11 protein-coding genes and 4 pseudogenes are annotated in these 20,349 nt (G+C 48.0%); 3 read left to right on the plus strand and 12 right to left on the minus strand.

Features of this window, described 5'->3' with window-relative positions; genetic code table 11:
- Positions 1–512 precede the first annotated feature (512 nt).
- The 3 genes and pseudogenes from J1781_RS17255 to J1781_RS17265 all read right to left on the minus strand — a co-directional run.
- Complete coding sequence (locus J1781_RS17255) at positions 513–1,949, minus strand: hypothetical protein (RefSeq protein WP_217233931.1); 1,437 nt, start codon at positions 1,947–1,949, stop codon at positions 513–515.
- Positions 1,946–6,898: an AAA domain-containing protein gene (locus tag J1781_RS17260; protein WP_217233938.1), complete on the minus strand. Its 4,953-nt coding sequence runs from the start codon at positions 6,896–6,898 to the stop codon at positions 1,946–1,948. Before J1781_RS17260 ends, J1781_RS17255 begins: the two co-directional genes overlap by 4 nt.
- Before the next feature lie 191 nt (positions 6,899–7,089).
- A pseudogene (locus J1781_RS17265) lies at positions 7,090–7,350 on the minus strand (IS3 family transposase); the annotation flags it as partial.
- 332 nt (positions 7,351–7,682) lie between these two features.
- Here J1781_RS17265 and J1781_RS17270 point away from each other — a divergent pair.
- Positions 7,683–8,627, plus strand: coding sequence for an ArdC family protein (locus J1781_RS17270; RefSeq protein ID WP_217233932.1), 945 nt, complete (start codon positions 7,683–7,685; stop codon positions 8,625–8,627).
- Between the two features lie 785 nt (positions 8,628–9,412).
- Here the strand turns inward: J1781_RS17270 and J1781_RS26520 are convergent.
- The 6 genes and pseudogenes from J1781_RS26520 to J1781_RS17300 all read right to left on the minus strand — a co-directional run bounded on the left by J1781_RS26520 (position 9,413) and on the right by J1781_RS17300 (position 15,759).
- Positions 9,413–9,943: a Mov34/MPN/PAD-1 family protein gene (locus J1781_RS26520; RefSeq protein ID WP_217220132.1), complete on the minus strand. Its 531-nt coding sequence runs from the start codon at positions 9,941–9,943 to the stop codon at positions 9,413–9,415.
- The gene (locus J1781_RS17280) at positions 9,885–11,687 is read right to left on the minus strand and encodes a ThiF family adenylyltransferase (protein ID WP_217220134.1); all 1,803 of its coding nucleotides are present in this window, start codon (positions 11,685–11,687) and stop codon (positions 9,885–9,887) included. The genes J1781_RS26520 and J1781_RS17280 overlap by 59 nt, the downstream gene beginning before the upstream one ends.
- Positions 11,684–12,604, minus strand: a complete 921-nt coding sequence (locus tag J1781_RS17285; RefSeq protein WP_238483566.1) for a hypothetical protein — start codon at positions 12,602–12,604, stop codon at positions 11,684–11,686. Before J1781_RS17285 ends, J1781_RS17280 begins: the two co-directional genes overlap by 4 nt.
- A gap of 52 nt (positions 12,605–12,656) precedes the next feature.
- A pseudogene (locus tag J1781_RS26525) lies at positions 12,657–12,809 on the minus strand (SMODS domain-containing nucleotidyltransferase); the annotation flags it as partial.
- Positions 12,810–12,814: 5 nt separating this feature from the next.
- Positions 12,815–14,314 (minus strand): CBASS system CD-NTase-associated protein Cap4, encoded by a 1,500-nt coding sequence (gene cap4 / locus J1781_RS17295; protein WP_217233935.1) that lies wholly within the window; start codon positions 14,312–14,314, stop codon positions 12,815–12,817.
- A 527-nt stretch (positions 14,315–14,841) separates the two neighbouring features.
- Positions 14,842–15,759: a restriction endonuclease gene (locus J1781_RS17300; RefSeq protein ID WP_217218992.1), complete on the minus strand. Its 918-nt coding sequence runs from the start codon at positions 15,757–15,759 to the stop codon at positions 14,842–14,844.
- Positions 15,760–15,850: 91 nt separating this feature from the next.
- On the opposite strand from J1781_RS17300, the gene J1781_RS17305 reads away from it, so the two are divergent.
- Positions 15,851–16,753, plus strand: a complete 903-nt coding sequence (locus tag J1781_RS17305; RefSeq protein ID WP_217218991.1) for a bacteriophage abortive infection AbiH family protein — start codon at positions 15,851–15,853, stop codon at positions 16,751–16,753.
- A 49-nt stretch (positions 16,754–16,802) separates the two neighbouring features.
- Here J1781_RS17305 and J1781_RS17310 read toward each other — a convergent pair whose 3' ends face one another.
- Both J1781_RS17310 and J1781_RS17315 read right to left on the minus strand, forming a co-directional pair.
- Entirely contained in the window at positions 16,803–17,915 is a 1,113-nt protein-coding gene (locus J1781_RS17310) for a hypothetical protein (protein WP_217218990.1), read from the minus strand.
- Positions 17,916–18,341: 426 nt separating this feature from the next.
- Positions 18,342–18,647 (minus strand): annotated as a pseudogene (locus tag J1781_RS17315) (integrase core domain-containing protein); the annotation flags it as partial.
- Between the two features lie 82 nt (positions 18,648–18,729).
- Between J1781_RS17315 and J1781_RS17320 the strand changes: the two are divergent.
- Positions 18,730–19,974: an IS110 family RNA-guided transposase gene (locus J1781_RS17320; protein WP_217233936.1), complete on the plus strand. Its 1,245-nt coding sequence runs from the start codon at positions 18,730–18,732 to the stop codon at positions 19,972–19,974.
- Positions 19,975–20,199: 225 nt separating this feature from the next.
- On the opposite strand, the pseudogene J1781_RS17325 reads toward J1781_RS17320, so the two are convergent.
- A pseudogene (locus J1781_RS17325) lies at positions 20,200–20,349 on the minus strand (DDE-type integrase/transposase/recombinase); the annotation flags it as partial.

Raw genomic sequence — 20,349 nt, forward strand, 5'->3', positions numbered from 1 at the left:
AGTTTTATGAAAACCAAAAAGCCCGCTTAAGTTTCCTTAAGCGGGCTTTTCTAAATTTGGCTCCTCTGACTGGGATCGCCTTTGCCAGTAACTGGCTAATATTTAAGCTAAATCAAAAATAACTTCCTGTCAAGACCACCAAAATGACCACCAATAGGCGCAGGTTACAAAACCAAGTTTGATCTCCCTTGCGACATGTGGTGAGTGTTACTATGGTGTCCCCTTGGAAGGGAAACGCTGATCCTACTAACTTAGTGGAACTGTGTCCAAAAAACTCTGGCAGTCTGCCTCAGTGCCAAAAGCGGGCGTTGATAACATTGCGATATGTTACTTCATGGGGAACAGGTCAGTTCGGCTTGTCGGGATACTTACACGTCCACCTCCAAAATAACTGGGTTCTTAAGTTACAGGATTCTTGATCCGGAACCAGACTGTGCTGGGATGACGCTTGCTATGATTTACTTAATTTATCCATCACAAGGGCAAAAATTGCCCTTGTGATGGCCAGTCGTTCAACTATTTCGAACTAAAGAAGAAACAGGACCACGATCATGTGGTTTATCAAAACCAGAGCTACTTTTCAGATATTCAGTAATCAGCGTTCCAATAATCTTTACCGACACTTTGTTAGTTGTTATAAAGCCCAATGGCATAGTCACTGGCAAAGTTTCTGGTTGAGAAATATGATAGATAACAACAGATAATTCATCCTCGAGATGAAGGAGCTCAACATTACCATCTAACAATCCTTCTACAAGCCCTTTAGCGTACTCGTGGAATTGCCCAAGTTCATACTTCCATTGTCTGGCTGCCTTGGAATCAACATCATCTGAGACGGGCACATATAGCACAGGTTTATATAACTGCTTATCTTTCGTACTCGACTTGTGAATAAAATCACTCAGGCTGGAGATAAAGCGTTCGCTCTTTGACCAGTATGCATCTGATGGTGCTATCCACATGAAATGACTACCGCCATGATCAGCTTTGTCTTTGATACGCTGACTGAGCAGCGGTGCCAAAGCTTTCTGCAGCCTTTCCCAATTATTTTTAGCGTATATTGGGCCTAAGAAAGTCGTTCTGCCTGAGGCAGAATATTCTTCTAGGGCCTGCATATCTTTAATAAAAGCTGGCTTAAGTTGATTCGTTTTTGAGTCAAATAACGTAAGCGTATTTTCATCGTTGAGTGATATCATGGTCTTAAATATGCTTATGGTATTATTAAGTCTTAACAACCTGGATATTTCAATAGCCATTAACTCATGAACATATTCAGAGCTGTTTAAGTATTCATAGTCTTCACGCTCGACAGCTTTTCCATCGCTATCCATTTTAAACTCAGTTGTTAAACGCAGCGGCATTTGCCGGAGTTTATTAATTGAATTAACTGTATAAATAGAAGGCTGTTCTTTTCCGCCCTGAACCTGTAAGTGAGACAGGTAACCTTTATCCAGGATTTGATTAAACTGGTACTGAAAGTGTTTCTCAACCAATCTCTCACTTTGAGAAATATTGTTGTCATCAACCTTTAATGGTATGCCTCCCATCCAATGGTCCTGGACATTTTGGTTGCTGAAACAACTAAAGGTCGCTAAATCAAATGACAAGGTACCACCACTGTCCTGAACAGTTGAAAGGTGTGGTATCTCGCCAACCTCAGAAAAATATCCATTCGATTTTTCGGTTAAGGTCAGTCTACCGTCTGAGGAGAGCGTAAGTTCGCCACGCTGCACAAGATCTGAAATCGCCTCCTCTGTCTCACGATGGCTTAGCCCGAAATAGGTTGATATTTGTGCTTTACTCATTGAGGCTATATGAACAAGCCTCAGAACAAATTCCCGGATAAATGGCAGCCCTTTCTGGGAAACATATGAAAATTGAATGTTAAACCTCTGCGCGGGCAGCAAGAAGTCAACCTCGTGATAGGTTACATTGTTATCAGATATCATTTCTTTTTCCCTCCCTGCTGAGCGGAGAGGAACGTATATCCAGCATCCTGACCTCGTTCAGCCATATAGCGTACAACGGAGCCTAATGGCAGCTCTTTATTGTTTCCCTTCCATACATCGGCATTACCAACAATCAATAAGCGATCCATTGCTCGTGACATTGCAACATTTACACGGTTTGGAGCGCGTAAGAAACCTGGGCTATATTGCTTATCCGAACGCGTCAGAGATAAAATAATGATCCGATTTTCCTTGCCCTGATAACTGTCAACCGTGTCAATTTTAACAATATCCTTAAAACCGTCGCTCCAGATTTCTTGATTGAATTTCTGACGGAGCAACCGCTTTTGTTCGGCATACATACAAATCACTCCGATAGCAGCTTCATCTTTATTAACGAGCTTTGAAAGCTGAGCGACGAATTCATCATTCGCTGATACCTGTTTAAGTACAGAAATAATCTCGTCAGCTTCACTGCGGTTGTAAATACTTGTGCCGCGGTCTTCTAAATGGTGCGCCCGATGGCCCAGGTTAGCAGTATCAAGCCAAGTCACTACGCTACGTAAAGCTTCTGGTGCATGCTGATAGACATCTGGAATTGCTCGCTCTCCATTTCGAAGCTTCCCGTCATAGAAGGTCTTCGATACCAGATCGCCAATTGGAGGCGCCATACGATATTGTGTCAGCAGAGCTGCACTAGCTTGCGCACCATAAGCAGAGTTGAAGGCACGAGCAAAGTCACTTCGTAACACCTCATCAATTTCAGTACGAGAATTATTGATACCCAGTTTCCTCGCTAATGCCGCCTTGTGAGCATCTGAGTACAATGGTGGAAGCTGCAGATGGTCACCCACTAACAGGACGCGTCTGGCCGACTGCATCGCAATGGCCAGTTCACTCGCAATCGAGCGCGCAGCTTCATCAATGATCACCCAATCGTAGATATTCTCCTGGATACCAATGTGCCCCAGTCCAATACCGACGCATGTGCCAGCCACTAACTGCCTAGATCGTGAATAAAACTCATCAAGGTTCACTCGCTCTCCCGACATAGCATCCTGCATATCCCGGGATATTTTAGCTAATGCCTTTACTCTTTGTGCCTCATCAGGTCTGACACCATACTCCGTACACAGCCTTGAGATCAGAATGTCTTTTGCTGCAGAGACCTTAGCGTCTTTGTCCAGGTTAATCCCATACTCCTGACTCAGCCTGGAGCGGATGGAAAAGTCGAGTTCGACTGCAATATCTTTCAGTTCATTGATCTCTTTTGGAGCGGTTAAATCGTTAACCTGATAGAGCAATTTCTCAAGGTGATCTATTTGCTTGAACAACCTGAGCTCCGCAAGCACGACACCCGAAATAAACCCCGGCTCCAGACCCATGGCGTCACTCAATGCTTCAACGCGGTATTTAATTTCAGCATTGAACAGTTCGCGCTTCTCCGTTGTGATTGCGTTTGAATATACATCTTTCAGTCCCGGAGAAATTGCCCCTTCACGGTTACTGAACCTGACGACATCCAGCTCTGTACCAAGTCGGGAACAGTGCTTTCTGATACGCTCGGCCGCTGTATTTACAGCCTCGTGTGACTGGCTAACCAATAAAATGCGTTTGGTGTTCTGTTTCTCAATCAAGTAATGGACAAAGGCCGCGATAAACTCGGTTTTACCGGTCCCCGGTGGCCCCTGCAGCAGGGAGAGAGGGCCATTATTAATCAGTGTGTTAAACGCCTTTCTTTGTTGGTCATTCAGGCTGATCTTGTTTCCGTGCTGGTCTTCACGGTCGTATCTGGCAAAATCAGCATCGCTGACAGTGATACCATAATTTTGAGCATCCTGTTTGCAGGATGGGTCGAACAGGTCAATTAAGTCAGGCAGCACACTCTCCCGATCGAGGAGGCGTTCCAGCGCTCGTTTACGCTTCTGATAAGACGCCCGATCCTGCTTTGTGCGGAAGAAGACAATATCAGAATCTTTCAACCTGTAGGCTGCTGAACGCACCCTGACCAGTCGAATCTCTTTGAGCTCTGACTTCTTAAGTGACACCTCACCTATAAATCGCTCAACCCCTTCCTGATCGACCTGTAAGGCTTCAACTTCATCGCTACTTCTGAATGCGCCAAGAGGATCAACGTCTGCAGAGTAAGGTATGAGTAGTTCTCCATGAGCATCTGCAACAGGGACTACCTCACCACTGACTTCAATGTTCGGATAGGATTCTGTTTCAGTATCCAGAGTTGCGCGCCACAGCTTCACCGTCGGGATTTCCAGCACTTCTTTTAAAGCAGGCTCCAGCGCCTGCTTATCCAGTCTCGCAAAGGCATCTTTTAACTGAAGAGTAAGCCGATCCTGTGCCTGAACGTCTTCAGATGCGGCAATCAACTCGATTGCCCGGGTAAAAGATTCTTCTTCATTAAGCAATACTGTCAACGTCGACATATCCTGCGGGCTGCCCGGAGTAATCCTGATACCGGTACCAATTTCGAACTGGCTTTCATCAATATCTTGCTTACGAATTGATGAACGAGCCCTTGGGTTAAAGCCATAAAGCAGCGTCTTCTGTTCTTTGCTGAACATTGCAGAAAAACTGCCACCAATCCCGGTGAAAGTGATTTTTACTTCAGCTGGCTCTTTACGATTTGGCTCAACTTTGACATACAGATGCCCGTTATCAGGCAGAACAGAGATTATTTCAACGGCGTTTCCTGCTGTAATCTGTATCAAAGCTTGTTTTGACGCCAGGTCATAACTGTCTACCGCTTTTTTAAACCGGCCTAAATCTTTAAACCCAAAAATAGGATCTTCCAGTTCAGCCCGGATGGCATTCGCAATAGTTGGGTAAAGTTCTGATTCATGCCCCCAGGACAAACCTAACAACTCGCAGGACATCTTCATCACTGCATAGTTATCGCGTTCAAAGGAAGTGCAATTATCAATATATTCAGGGCTGTAGCTGTGGTTTTTAGGTTCGTCCCCCGTCGGTGAAAAATCGGGGATATCGATGAGGAAAAGCGAGCGCCCCTCCGTCCCAAGCATCACATTGCCAGGGTGGATGTCCCCGTGAGAAACACCAAGACCGTGCAAATGCTCAACTGCGGCGACAAACTTATCAATCAGGTCGATTTTTTCATCATCCAGGACCACCATTTTGTCCCAGGTTTCTCCTTGTACCTGGTCCGTTACCATGTACAGACTCGATGATTTAGATGCGATACCAAATTCGCGAATTTCAGGCAGATACGTTGGTTTAACTAAAGAAAGCTGTTCGACCTGTTTTAAAAACTTCAAAACCTGGAAGTTTATTGATGGATCGTCTCCTTGCCCACCAACATTCAGCCACGCTTTGACCAGCCGTCCACCCGAGATATAGACTTCTTTATCAGATGTTTCTACCAGAAAGTCATCATCTTCCCGATACTGACGAGAGTGGTTAAAAGCATTCCTATAAGGGTCAAGCTCAGTATCATCAAATGTTGGGATCGCCTTGCCTGCAGGTTCAGCTTGTTTAAGGGCGTCAAAGAAATCCGTCGCGGAAGCAAATTTTGCAGCAACAGCATCCAGTAATACATCTGAATACCAGTGCTGACTGTTTAACATACTCTCCTGTACTGTCTCCAGACTCTTTGGCGACATGCGCTTACCGCTTAATAAGTGCCACGCTACAAGACCCAGGGCATGAACATCCTGCTGAAAAGGCGTAAGCTCACCCCCTTCAAGCATGTCTTTTACCTCGACAGCGCCCACGGATAAAAGCTTACGATAATCTCCGACCGTTCCAGCTGGTCGATGATATGCCGAAATAAAGTTCGAAAGGGCGACTTCTTTTGAAGGTGAAATCCACAGACTGTGATCGGCGATATCCCTGTGCGCAATTTTCATCTCATGGAGATCGCTAAACTTCGCAATGAGCAGTTTGACCACATTCAATCGGTCCAGGTCTGAAAACGCCTTTCCATACTTTCCGATGAATTCGTTAAACCGAACATGACCCGGTGGAAGCTCATAAACTTCGCTGTACTCGGCCGTCACTTCATCTTTCTGAAAACTCGTCAGAGACCTCAGGCAGTGGTTATACAGATCCCGGTTCTGGTGATTGATGTGCTGTAACACTTCACGCTCACGTGAAACGATCTCAGCTCTTCCTTCCGGCGTGTACGCTTTCGTCCCTTGGATATTCCGGAAATTCCATACCCTGAGTAATGCTTCGCTATTTGCTGATATTTCTGATTTTGCTAGGTATTCCCGATACACCTTTTTAGGATGTTCGAAAATCATATCCTTAGCTTCGAATCCATTAACCCTCAGGGCTTTTGGCGCTGTCTGAGGTCCTAAGAAAAGGTTATCAAAAAGGGGAAAATCTTTGTTTAGAACCTGGGAGTCTGGATGGGGTCTGAAGTAGTTGTTGAATGTTTTGCGATCAGCAAATTTAAGAAAATCTGTTAACGAGACCGTATGGTGAAGTTGTTCTTCCGGTAACTCACTGAAGTCAGCATTGCCAGTCATCACAACAAAGAAATGTACAGATGGAACATAGCCTTTGTTCGTAAAACGGTCTGTCAGACGCTTGAGTTTGTTGTCCAGCGTGAACTTTTTTCCACGGGTCACGCTTACTGGCGAGCGTCCCATGTTCTTATCGCCCTTATACCAAGTCTCCCCGCGCGTAGTTACAGGCTGATGGTTCCAGTCCTTCAACTCAACTATGATCACATTGCAATGTGTAACAATGACTAAATCGAATTCACCTTCTTTTTTTGCCTCAACAAAGCGAAAACCTGCATAACCTTTCCAGGGGAACATTCCGTTGCCAGTATAACCATAGCTTTGTAGCTGCTCGCCAATAGAACCTCCACGAACAGACTTGTCAGGCTTGGATAAATTATCCGAAAACGCAGCCTTTATTTTCTGGATAGCTACCACTTCTTGCTCTTGTAAGCCACCATCCCACATTTCTACTTCCAACGGAATTCCCCTCAGATTTCAATCTAATTTATCAAGATAGTTAGGACGCTTATGCAGATCTTGACCCACCATCTCCCGGCAGCTTCTGTCTCTAAATTAACATTATTCGCTGCCCCCGGTATTACTTCGGTGAGAGGTGATCTTACCTGCGTAGTGTGGTATAGCCCTAAGCAAGGTTTTTCGTTTTCAAAGTGTTCCGGGCTGAGACTGCCAAAGGCACTGCAATGTCGCCAACAATTGTAATCACACTCGATATAATTAAACACCGTCATCCGCATTATTTCCCGGCTTTTAAAGTGTTATCCGTGGATACACTCCGCTTTCAGCGAATGAAAGAAGCTTTCCACACAGTCGTTATCGTAGCAGCAGCCCTTTGTACTCATACTGCCATACTGATTATGCCGTTTCAGCAGGGGCTGGTAATCCGCTGGTTGATGCTGGTTTTGTCATGAGTAATCACTTCTGGTTGAGAGATTGCTCACTTAGTCACGTGTCCACTAATGGTGGGTAGGATCACTAAGTGTTGATGAAACCCCAAACCCATTTCACCGCTGCTGCCTAAGGGGCGCTATGCTCGGCTATGCAGGGTCAGTTTTTCTCCCGTGTGTTTTCCGTTCCCGTATCTGCTTCCGGCTAATCGTTTCCCAACACAACCCGTCCCGCAAGGGTAAATAGCACGCATTCTGCGCCCTTGCGTGCCGGAACAATGTCGGGAAAGCGAACCGTCAGGCGATACGAAGACGAAAATCACACCACTGACGGAGAAAAAATCATGACTATTTCCCTGCATACCCAGGCTAGCGCACCTAACACCGCAGCGGCGACCAGCGTATCCCCGCTGGAGCAGTCAGGCTCCTCAAAAACGAAATTTTCTCAAACCAGAACAGATATTTATCAGGCCGTTACTGACAGCATCATTGCGGCATTGAAAGCCGGCGTTAAGCCGTGGTCTTGCCCATGGCAGCGCGTACCGGGCATGTCAGGATTACCTTCAAATTATGCGACTGGTGCTGCTTACAGCGGGATGAATATCATGTTGTTGTGGAGCAGTGCGTCAGAACAGGGATTCAAGGATTCACGCTGGATGACTTACAAACAGGCGCAAGCGGAAGGCGGGCAGGTGCGTAAAGGGGAACACGGCACTACCGCCATTTTCTATACCACGCTGGAAAAGGAAAATGACGACGGAGAAACTGACTATATCCCGATGCTGAAGACGTTCACCGTGTTTAATGTTGAGCAAATTGATGGTTTGCCTCTGAGTGAGGAAGCCGTTTGTCCGGCAGAGACCTTTGAGCCGCTACCGCGTGCGGAAGCGCTTTTCCGTAACAGTGGTGCAACCATCATTGAGAAGGGACAAAATGCCTTTTTTGCACCATCAACCGATGAAATCCGTTTACCGGAACGTTGTCTTTTTACCGATGCTGCCAATTTCTACGCCACCGGCCTGCATGAGCTGATTCACTGGAGCGGGGCAAAAAGTCGACTGAACCGTGAAATGAAAGGGAAGTTTGGCAGTGAGGAGTATGCGTTTGAGGAGTTGATCGCCGAACTGGGAAGCGCTTTCTTGGTGGCGGATCTGGGGATTGTCGGGGAGGTCCAGCATGAAAGCTATATCGCTTCCTGGCTGAAAGCACTGAAGAACGACAAGCGCTATATTTTCAAGGCCGCCAGCGCGGCATCCAAAGCGCATCGTTATTTGATGGATAAGCTTTGAGTGGGAATGCACTGCAAAGGAATGGGGCTCTGCGTGAAGGGGGCTTTTAAAACAGTAACGCTGTAGGGACATGAGTGAGGCGGAGCCCAGACAGGGCGAGCAACGAACAGTCATGTTCCTGCAGTGGAATTAAAACAACCCCAAGAAGGGATTGATGTGTAGTTACTCCATGTGATTAATTGCATTAGCTCATATCGCTATACAGCTTTCTCGTACAGTACACAACCCAATATGACAGTCAGTTAAGAGCGCAGGCTGTGTGAAAACTTTTTTGGCCGCTGAAACTGCCAAAAACAGAGCTGAAAACCGCGCTCATACGTAAAATTCGGCTCTACTAACCGGTCGATTAATTTCAGATTTTGCGTAGACACGCTCACATGAGTTTTGGACTAGGGTTTTCACACAGCCTGAGCGAAAAGCGGATAGTGATGACAGCATTCTTTTTGAATCAACGGCGGGGCAGATGGTAATGACACAGGCTTTATGGACTGGTAATGGTCGCTCTGAAAGCGATCATTTCTGCAATCCCGCGTTTTCTTGTTTCGGAAAGCGGTTTTGTAAGCGTGTGTGGTTTGTATTAAGCACCTCAACCGAAATCGTTCATGGAACCGATGATTAAGTGACGCCGCACACAATGAACACCTCGGCTCGCTGGCCAGCCTGAGTATCTGTCGACTGAGCGAACCGGCAGAGCGCGAAGCTCTGCCGGGCCGCAAAAAGTGGCGCTTCGGGCCTGAAGACCATGGTCTGATGGAAAACAAAGGGGACGGATATTAAATCAGTACCTATCGCAGTCTGATGGGGGTGTCTCCCCTTGGGAATACACTGGCACTCAGACTGTAAGAGCCTGCCGGATCCCCTCCAAGTATAATCATTACAGGCTCCAAGCACTGGTAGTCAGGGTTCGCTGCAATGCTTGTCATGGACCTGAAGTCATCACCACTGGGCTCGGGTGAGCCTCCTGGGTGAAAATGCCACTCACCAACGTAATACAATCCTTTTTTCCAGCGGGTATGAAGTAATGACCTCAGCCCTCTGACGCCCCGCTGAAATGTAGTCCGGCCAGCGAGTGAATCCGGAGGTCGGGTCGTGGCTTCCACGATCATTGCCGTAGAATTGTCTTCGCTGTATGAGCCAATCAGAATGCCACCTGTTTCATTTACGCCAGCTTTAAGACATTCGGAAACCATCTGCTCAATGGTTGAGGAGCTAATGACGACCGTATAAAGTGCGCTCTCACTCGAAAAAGTCACATCTTTAATACTCATGCGGCTCTCTCTCGACAGTGCCATCAGGCATCTGCTTAAAATATTCATAGATTCTCCCTGGCGCACTGACCACCCGGCAAATGAATTTTGTTCCGACGGCCGCCCATAACTGTACGTCATCGGCACGGGCCGGAAATACAGGATGCCAGCACCCGATGCCTTCTATTCTCGCCTCATCCATCTCGATATCAGGTGACGCCGAGGCGTCGAAGCGGCTGGAAGCATCCTTAACCGGAAACGTTGTTTCACTGGCAGCAAAGGCAAATAAACCCTCAGCTCGCCATGTCATCGCCAGGCTGATAAATATTTTTTCACTTTGCCAGTCAAATGCCGCCAATGACTTAAGAACACCATCATCACCGGTACAATCAATGATCACGTCGTACTGACGCAGTGAGTTTTTTGCGACCTCACTCTCAGGGGGAAACGCGCAGCTGAATGAACGTGCACTTGCGTCAGGCAGAATACGATTCAGATGTTCAACCAGCGCGGCCGCTTTGTTATGGCCAACTGACGTCATTGTCAGGGTGTGACGGCTCAGATTTCCGGTCTGTAGGAGGTCTGCGTCCAGAATGCCCTGGCTGACAACACCCATGCGCATCAGGTTTTCTGCAATCATGCTGCCCAGTGAGCCTGCACCGATTATCAGCACCTTTTTGCTGCGAATGTCGTTGGCTGCTTCGCCACGTGTTCTGAGCTGGTCGGCAGCCCAGTTCTGCGTCCTCACCCACCTGATGGGCTCCTGTGAAAATGGCTGTTCGCGATCCCAGGCTCTGCGATTCCGTTCCGTTGGGCGGAATCCGGGGCGTTTTGTCATTGTATTACTGAGACCGGCCAGATGCAGCGCCAGCCAGTGAATGCGCGTTGGCTCATCTCCAATTTTGTTTTCCAGCGGAAAGCCCAGCAAGAGTAATCCGGGCGAGTGTTGCTTGCGCAGAGCTCTGACAGAACGCCCAATATCTGAAAAGAGATCCGGCAGTGATAACCCGCATTGTGCGAAGCAACGGCTAAGCTCCTGCCAGGTCCTGGGTGCCTGCCATGGGTACAGAACGGGGAGGGTAGGCAAAACAGTCCACACTGCGTTCGTTGTTCTCGCGCCTTTGCGCATGAACGGGGACCATTTGGTTGTCCGGATAAGCTTTCCTTTGTTATCAAAAAACTCACGCAAAAAGCGGGTACCGCGCGCACCGGGCAATCCAGTGCTGCTTGCAAACCCCCATTCTCCTGTTTTCGATGCCCAGAAAGGGAGATCATCAGTCTGTTCGCTAAAACCGATTACGGTAAAGGGTGACTGATCGGGGAAGGCGGGGAGTTCAACAGCATCCCCGGTTGTGGCAAGTTTTTCCTGCGCAGCGGCGTCAATCCAGAGCAGCAGCCTGCTGAGTCGCCAGCTGATTCGGTCGAGTAATGCTTCGGGTTCCTGTCCCCATAAGTTACGACCAAATGCGGCGGGCGTATTCTCAAGGCACGGATTTCCTGATGTCCATCCGCGGGTAGACGCATCCGAAAAGTTGTAGTTTTGGTGCTGAAACGTTGCTGATATACCTTCCGATTTATCGGGATAAACCTCTATGCGTATCTGAGCCTCTTCCTGCCAGAGGACCAGATGCCAGACGCTGTTGTCTGGCATAAACCTGGAGCAGGATACGGAAAGCCCGGCGGTGAATTTAAGCGACCATCTCTTGTCAGCAGAGAGCGCCCAGGCATTGTTCGTCCGCATCCTTGGATCATTATTGATAAGGGTGAACGCTGCCTGCAGCTCTACTGGCACCTGCTGAACGACTGTACTCAAGCGAAGCGTCCGGTTTTCTGTGGTTCTGCTGGTTTACTTGGCACTGTAAATCCACCATTGCGATCGCCGCCCTGAGGACCGGGTAAAGGATACTTGGATCCGAACAGTTGGCGCCAGAGTTCTGCACTTTCCTGAGGTTCCTGAGACGCCAGCGCGTTACGGGCAATTTCCGCCGCACCCGCAATGCCCTCATAAAATGAACAGAAATCTTCGGCTGCTAAGCGCGCCATCACGTCATGCTCTGCAACCCCGTGATCTGACAACCACGGCTTACTTTTCTGATTGTAAATGGCTGCCCAGCGCGATAAAAAAGTGTCCATCAGTTGAACAAGCCCTTGGGCCATTGATGTGGTGCCATTATCCAGCGCGTTTCCAATCAGATGCTCCAGCGGATAGCCTTTAGGATATTTTGGCAGGTCTTCGCTGTTCTGCTGTCGCCACCATTTCACCGCCCTGACAAGGTTGATGTAGTGACCGTTGCAAAGACGGTTTTTCTCGGCGGTCCATCTGATCTGCGCGAGTGGATGCGTCCGGCCCCATTCATTCTTTTCTCTGTCAGGAAGCACTAACGGGTGCGCTTTCCATTCTGAAGCGGGGGCATCTTCTACCTGGGCTCTGTTGCTCTCAAACAACCCATCCACAATGGGGGCCCAGCTTCTGTTCAGGCGCCAGTCAGATTGCTCTTCCAGAGAGTTAACCGTCAGAACTGACTCTGACTTATAGAGCTGCTCAAGATGGCTTTTTTCAGCGCCTGATTCTGGGATGGCGGTAATCACCAGGTCCAGTTCGACATACGAGAGGGTGATACCAAAAGAGCGTCCCTGAGGCTCCCATTTTCCCGGGTAATACTCGTCGAGGAATGGGATGAACAGGTCCATTGCATCGGTGGGAGATATCCGTGTAGGGTCTATCAACATCAGGGCGCTTATCGCCCAGCGGACGGATTGCCGTTGAACGACGAATGCTGCCCTGCAGGAACGTCGATACGACGATATCCTGAAGTGGTTCGAAATTCTTCAGGCGATCGCGCAGGGTCTTTGCGCCGCTTTTCCAGTCAGCCTTCTGATTATCAGTCGGCCTGATGTTTCCTAAAAATTCGTTGAACTGTGGTTGAAGTTCCATGGTGATTAAACCTTAAATGAAGGAAGGTAAGAGGCATCTCGCTGACGTTCAAAGTCATACTCGTAAAAGACGCATGTCCCCAGAAAATCGGTGTGCTGACCAAGATAAAAATTAACGGCATTCGGCGCAGCGCTGAAAATATGCAGGCTTCCCTCAACCGGTAAATCTGCATCCGTGACGGCATCGGATATCTGTTCGGCAAGCGCTACGGCATGCGAACCGTTTTTCACCGACCGTTGTCCGTACCCGTTTGCGGGGGTGACATGAATGATCCGTCCAATGTCAGGCTGATTTGCGAGTATGTAAGCGCGCGCTTTTGTCAGCGCATTTCTCGTGATGCTGAGCACTACAGCAACATCGCTTCCGGTTCCAACAGCCTCAATGTCGATAACCGCAGCAGTTTCGTTGTGGGGTTCGTACTCAGACCAGATGGAGTCGCCCATTCTCCCTTTCTGGACCAGTTCGATTTCCATGCCTGACTTATGACCAAGACATTTACCGGCAAGCAATGCAATAGAGCTGTGAGTATTCAGAAACAGCCGAACTTTACGCTCCGTCTGCCTGATACCTGTCAGGAAGGTTTCTACCTGGGGCTTAATAACATCATTCCACTCAATGCCTGGGGAGGGAAAGCGACCTTCGAAGAGAGAAAGCAGGGAGAGTGTGTGTTCCGGAAGTGCATCCATGATGTCCAGTGGCCCATCACTGAAAGAGCGTAGCGCAACATTTCTGAAGCTTTCAGGTGCTTCCAATCTGATCCATTTCTCTTCCACGCAAAGGGCTGTGAATTGCTCTCGGGTAAACCGATAACGTTTCTGACTGCGTAAGGCGCGCGCAGCGCCATCGAAACGGAATTCCGAACTGGTTTCGCAGGTGATCAGGCCAATGATCTGAAAGCTGGTATTAACTTTTTCACGCATCGCTTCAAGCGTGGGCTGTGACTGTTGAATGTGAAAGCCAGTAAGTACCTGCTCCAGCTCCTGATCAGTGGAAAGCTTGAGATGTTCACGCCAGAGCTTGCGAACCTCGCCCTTACGGCTCCTGTCGGTCGTTCCATCAAACAACTTATCGAGTCGTAATGAGCCATCCACATTACTGATTATCTCACCAAGCGGGTCTGCATCGATAATTCGATCTGTCGTTACAAGGTGAAAAGCAGAATTGGCAGGCTCAGTGCTCTTTGCCTGTTTGAGCCTTTCAAGGATTGAGAAGGACTTAGCGCTTATGAAGGCGGGATCAGTCAGGTCCTTGAATCCAAAGCTAACAGCCTGCGTAACGTGAAATTTGATTTGATAGTAGTCGGCCTGAATCCGTTCGGGTCCGGAGCTGCGACGGGGGGGGTTATAACGGGTAATGACGTCATCAAAAGCCTTAGGGCCGTCGGCCTCATAGGAAACTTCTGCGACGAAATCTTGTTGAGGATTTTTAAGCCGGCATGCCTCAATCCAGAAATACCGAGCCTGATAATCATGACCGTGCCAGTTAGCCAATACGGAAGTCGCCATAAGATTTCTCCTAAATAACCGTAACATTTTGAAACTATCACGTCAGAGGATACTGTTCAAGAAGACAGTGTTTTTTGCAGGTTTTGGAATTAATTAACGACTCATTTGTATTTAAGTAATTGATATTAATATTAAATCAAAGGTTGTAAAAAATAATATCAATCAGACTTCAGTTAAACTGAAGAACAAAATTTTCTAATACCCATACGATCCCTGAAAAAGAGCATTTAACTTCAGACTTCTGCAGGATGATCAACTATTGAACAATATGACATTGATCAAAGGTGTGATTATTGACTATGTATTCAAGACACAAGAGTCATCACAGTCATCATACCTAGTGCCCCCTTCGGCTCCCCGTGTCGTCAGCCCGACTGCGCTTACCAGCAGGCCGGTAAATTTCACCGAACTGCTTGAGTAGGCATTTCGCGCCTGCGGCTGAGGTCCGATGGCGTCTAGGTAAAGCCCGTTTCCGGAGCCTTATCACGTTGATTCACTGCCGATGAGTTGAAGAAATAGCCGGAATATCATGAAACTTTTTTACGAAGCCATCTTGATAAACCACTGTCCAGAATGAGTTCAGCTAACTTGTCGGGGCCGATTAACGTGATGCCTTCGGCTTTGATATTTTCGGATAACGGTCCGCTGTGCCAGATAAAAAACATCCGTTCATAGGCGCTGGTTTCCCTGAACCGTTTTGCGTAATCGCTGAAAGCATGTGCGTCCGCATATGATTTAATCTGAACAAAAGCTTTCTCGCCGGTGGTGGGGGATTCAAGCTCAAGATCCAGCGTTTTTTGGGTTTTACCGACAATACTGGTGCGCCGCCACCCGCTGGTTGAAAAAACAAGGTCTACCAGTAGCTCGAAATCCTGCCAGGTTAGCATTTGGCACAGATTTTTTATCGCGGCCAGGTACGTTACTTCAGCCTGCTTAGCATCAGACACCGTAGGGAGATCTTCATCATTGATTTTTCGTACAATGTAATCATGTGCGCTTACGTTACAGATCGTACCCCGATACCCCTGAACCTTTAACAGGTCTCCGCTCAGGTGATCCGTGGTTAATCGCGCGCCCCCAACGCTGGTGTTTTGCCACCCCTCTATCGTTTTTCTGACCCGGCTACTATCTGCCAGTACCTCAACCGGCCCCACGGGTCGACACCAGTAAAGAAATCCCCCCCTGATGGTAATGAATAGTGTATCTTCATCTGCCGTGTAGAAAGTTTTGATCTGCCTGACGTCACTGCTGGCGCTTGCCTTATTTCCCTTCCGCTCTTTAAGCCATATCTCGTGAACGTCTTCCCATTGGTCGTCAACGCAAAGATTGTCTGGGGTTTTATGATAACCAAACCGAAGCGTGCCCTCCGACAGGCACTGCTGCTCCCATTCACCTGCCTCACCAAGTTTGATGAACTGAACTGTTGCGGGTCTGATTTTTTCCATAATTTTCCGGGGGTATAAGGTATCTGCTGTTATAAAACACGAGATATTCTGGTATTTCAACGCAAACAGGTCATCTGTCGTGAGAGGGTCTATGCAGACAACTACACTCTATGTCATTGGAAATGGCTTCGATCTCAGGCATAACATCCCCTCTAGCCTGTGGCATTTTAAGGAATTTCTTTTGGCCATGGATTCGGATATTTATCGGGATGTGGAAGAGTACCTTCCAGTGGATGATGACTGGTGTGATCTCGAAACCGCGCTTGCAGACCTCGATGCCGACATGCTCATCAACAACCTCGGCCATTTCATGAGTTCATACGGTGATGAGGATTGGAGTGACGCAGGTCATCATGATTTCCAGTATGAGGTGGATCAGGTTGTCAGACGCCTCTCTAAGGGCATGCGTAGCCGATTCGGTCAGTGGATCCGTCAATTGCCGATACCTTCTTGTGAAAGTTCGCCTAACCGCCTGACTAAACTGGATTCGCAGGCACTTTTTCTCACCTTTAACTACACCAGCACACTGAGACGCGTTTATGGCGTCGGGACAGATCGTGTGCTCCACATCCATGGTTCTGCCGAAGCAAGGGACGATGAACTGATCCTTGGACATGCCTGGGAGCCTGAATTCCGCGCCTCTCTCAACGACAGGGCAGATATTGCAGATATGGATACGCGGCTCATGGAGGTTAACAGCATCATTGATGACTATTTCTGTGCGACGTTTAAACCCTCACAGAAACTTATCGCTAAACACCGACACTTTTTCGAGGGACTGAGCGGAGTTAAGCAAGTGATGATTTTGGGCCATTCTCTGTCTGCGGTGGATGAGGCTTATTTCCAGTATCTTTTTCTTCAGAAATCCGTTGCAGCGGCACAGTGGTCCATAGCGTGCCGCTGCGAAGAGGAGTGGATAGAAAAGTCTCGCAAACTTGACCTGATGGGAATCAGACCGGTCTCTGTCAGGCAAGTCTCTTGGGATACGTTGTAGGTCTGCTCTTCTCGCACCAGCTCCAGGTCACAGCACGATCGTCAAAGGGTTACCCTTTACCGGAGGAGGCATCATGTTCTGCCGCGCTTTTGGGCGTTCTGGTTTTAATCCGGGCGGTATGCCATTTAACCCGTTGTACCATACGTTGCATAAGCGGCAAGACCAGTTCTGCTGTAAGGAACTTTATCACCAGCAGCGTGTTGTGAATGATAAACCTTATACCGGAGAGCAGCCATGAGCGAGGGCGAACCGTATCATGGCTGACCATCGACCTGGACGTATTTGCAAGCTTACCCCCCGCGACAAAGGCCAGCATAAGAAACACAAAATAGCGCGTGTTATGCCCCTGCTCGATATCTTTTATGCGTGAGTCGGCTTTTTGCATGGATACATGCAGTCGCAGAAGTCTCTGGGCATAGACTGGGGTTAGAAAGGCCCCGGGCGTTTTATAATCCACACCGTTAAGAGCCATCTCGATGGGGACAACCTCACAGTTACCCCTGAACGCATGCGCAGAACATGCCAGAGCATTGAACGTCTCAATCTGTTTGCCGATGCCCCGATCGTAAGCAACTCTTGTCACCCAGTCGGGTAAATCTATTCTGGCGCGCAAAATATCTTTTGAAGCAAAGCTGTTCTGTAGCGACCACCGCATCTCAGGCGCCAGGCTGCATAAATCTGGAACCTGATTTATCACGTCCGGTTCTTTACACAGATCTTCCAAGTTTTGCTCGCCGTTGCGATAGTGCTGCACGATCAGGGTGGTGCGTTCACCAGTTTCTGACAGGTCCTCTTTATAGGAGGGCAGGCCGCTGTCCGTAACGTAATAAAGAGCTGCGATAAGACCCAAGACGTACCAGATGTGGTCATAAGCATTTTTGAAGGTATTTTTCTTCCAGAGCGCGCTGAAAAGCATAATGATTGACCAGCCGGCAACCATTGAGATAAGCAAATTGGCTGCCGCAGAAGACACACTGCCCGTAAAGTCGCTCCCAAACCGGAACACATCAGGACCGAAACTATTAAAGTCAGGGACATAACCCATCAGGCTGAACGTCCCTGGCGAGATCCAGAAAAACAGGCTTATCCAGCCCATGCACCGATTAAGGTAAAATCCGGCACGGATATTCAGTAGTGCGATCGGGAGGAGCAAGATAGTCATTAAACCCGATAATCCATTAACGCCGTGCGTCGGGCTTAGATTCCAGGGATAGATAACGTCATTTCCGACCTGTAAAGGTAGGTCATTTATAGAGTGAAAGAACCCGAGGCCCTCAAGGTTCTGAGCCAGGCCCCAGGCCGCCAGATTTGAAAACATCAAATAAGGATGAAGGAATTTCAGAAGAAGGAGCATTTGTAGTATGCATGCAAATGAAGGACAGTGAGTTTTCAGAATACAAAAAATATCAGTGCCATTCTAATGTTTATTCTCGCCAATATTTGATGCATATCCTTAGTTTCTTCACGGCAAAGCCTGCCTCTGTCTTTTAAGAGCTGTGTTTCTGCGTGGGTTCTTTCATCTTTCAGACAAGCGGATTTGGCTCTCCTCCTTCGACTCCCAGGCGTTGCCGGTGTAAGTATCCCAGCTCTAGTTCCACACACTTTTTGAGATTTCCGGTTTCTCAGCCATCAGCCGGTATTCTTCCGGCGTCAGGTTATTCAGGGATTCATGGGGCCGCTCGCTGTTGTATTCATTCAGCCAGTGTTCCGTTATTTCCCGTGCTTCATTCAGCGTTCTGAACAGATAAAAATCCAGTATTTCGGTCCGGTACGTTCGGTTAAACCGTTCGATAAACGAGTTCTGTGTTGGCTTACCCGGCTTGATAAATTCCAGCATCACACCATGTTCTTCGGCCCATTGCGCCAGTGCCAGTGATATCAGTTCTGGCCCGTGATACCTATTGAATGCATCTGGTTAGCGTTTAAGTCAGCCATTTTCTACAACTTGTAGTGTCTGTCACAAGTGGAGAAAATCAATGAACACTCCTGTTAGCAATGTCAGCATGTCGAGGACACTGATTGCCCTGGATATCTCTAAAAAACATCATGATGCAAAAATTCGGTACCCGGATGGACGAACGTCTTATCTGCGTATTGAAAACACACTGGAAGGGTTCAACCGACTGCTTGCTCTCACCGCTTCACCCCATGACAGTATCATCGCCGCCTTTGAACCTACCTCTGATTATCATCGCAACATCGCATGGTGGTTACATCAGCAGGGAGTAAAGTGCCATCTTGTTTCATCTGTCAGATGTGCTCGGGCCCGCGAGATGCTGTTTAAGACCTGGGATAAAAATGATCGTAAAGATGCCAGTGTCAGCATGTATTTGCTGGAACAGGGTTTATCTTCGCCATTTTATGATCCTCTGGCGAATGGCGTTATCGATATACAGGAAATATCAAACACCTACCATCAGGTTACGCTGGCACGAACCCGCTGTCTGAACAGCCTGGTGAATCACTATCTGACCCTTTATTTTCCCGAGGCTGAACAATTTCTGCATATGTCCCGGGCAGAGTGGTTCTGTCAGTTTTTACTTCAGTTTCCCACACCGTCCTGTATCACATCACTGAACCGGGATTTGTTTGTAAAACAGGCATGGGATGTTGTTGGCCGGAAGCAGTATAAACAGCAGTTTCTTGAGCACCTCTATGATATTTCAGCGAATTCCATTGCGTTACCGTTGTCGGATGGTTCTCTGGCAGTAACGACGTTCAAATTACAGCTTCATCGATATGTCGAGCTTTCGGCTCAACGGTTGCAGCCTGAGAAACAGGCAGAAAATTATTTACAGGAACGGAGTGATTACCAACATTTACGTACGATCCCGGGTATTGGCGCAGTCATTGCCCTGATGATAATTGCTGAAAGTGGTGATTTGACACGTTTCGCGCATTACCGACAGTATCTCAGCTTCTGCGGTTTTAACCTTTCCGCCAGCCAGAGCGGGCAAAAACACAGTGGTTACCGATTGTCAAAACGTGGAAACGCACGGTTAAGATATGCCTTCTGGCTTGCCGCCACAGTAGCCGTAAGAACGAGAGAAAACAGCTTCCGGTACAAATATGAACGTTATATCCGGGAAAATGGAGATAAACCCGATCAGAAAAGAAAAGCCATGACGGCAGTGGCAACAAAAGTCGCCAGAGTAGCGCATGCGATTGTAAAACAGGATATTGATTATAAAGGGTATTATGAAATAAGCCATGGGATGTGATTCAATGGGCCGTAAGGCGCATCGCGACCATTAGATAATGCTCAACGTCCATGGCTTCCCAAAATGCTGTGTTAAGTCCTGTCGGGCCATCCGGACCCTTGTATATCATGGTAAGCATGTTTATAAGCCAAAAGGAAATGAGCAATATCGGATATAAAATAAACCATCACCTTCTTATCAGATGGCAGGAGCCCTTTGCGTAAAAACAGTTGACTCAGACGGTAGTCCGTTATCTATACGAATCTTCCGCGGATAGCCGCGGTTTGCCACTATCCTGTCTAGCACTCTCACGACGCGTTGCGCCGGGATATTCAGGTCAATTTCTATCGCCAGCGCTTCACGGTTAAAATCATCCACCACATTGAAGGTCCGGAA

Source organism: Rahnella perminowiae, assembly GCF_019049695.1.
Lineage (GTDB): Bacteria > Pseudomonadota > Gammaproteobacteria > Enterobacterales > Enterobacteriaceae > Rahnella > Rahnella perminowiae.

Bases quoted from the DNA above. Each gene is read 5' to 3' on its own strand.
- cap4 (WP_217233935.1), bottom strand. From the start codon at position 14,314: ATGGCGACTTCCGTATTGGCTAACTGGCACGGTCATGATTATCAGGCT.
- J1781_RS17300 (WP_217218992.1), bottom strand. From the start codon at position 15,759: ATGGAAAAAATCAGACCCGCAACAGTTCAGTTCATCAAACTTGGTGAG.
- J1781_RS17310 (WP_217218990.1), bottom strand. From the start codon at position 17,915: ATGACTATCTTGCTCCTCCCGATCGCACTACTGAATATCCGTGCCGGA.
- J1781_RS17270 (WP_217233932.1), top strand. From the start codon at position 7,683: ATGACTATTTCCCTGCATACCCAGGCTAGCGCACCTAACACCGCAGCG.
- J1781_RS17285 (WP_238483566.1), bottom strand. From the start codon at position 12,604: ATGTTGATAGACCCTACACGGATATCTCCCACCGATGCAATGGACCTG.
- J1781_RS26520 (WP_217220132.1), bottom strand. From the start codon at position 9,943: ATGAATATTTTAAGCAGATGCCTGATGGCACTGTCGAGAGAGAGCCGC.
- J1781_RS17320 (WP_217233936.1), top strand. From the start codon at position 18,730: ATGAACACTCCTGTTAGCAATGTCAGCATGTCGAGGACACTGATTGCC.
- J1781_RS17260 (WP_217233938.1), bottom strand. From the start codon at position 6,898: ATGTGGGATGGTGGCTTACAAGAGCAAGAAGTGGTAGCTATCCAGAAA.
- J1781_RS17305 (WP_217218991.1), top strand. From the start codon at position 15,851: ATGCAGACAACTACACTCTATGTCATTGGAAATGGCTTCGATCTCAGG.
- J1781_RS17255 (WP_217233931.1), bottom strand. From the start codon at position 1,949: ATGATATCTGATAACAATGTAACCTATCACGAGGTTGACTTCTTGCTG.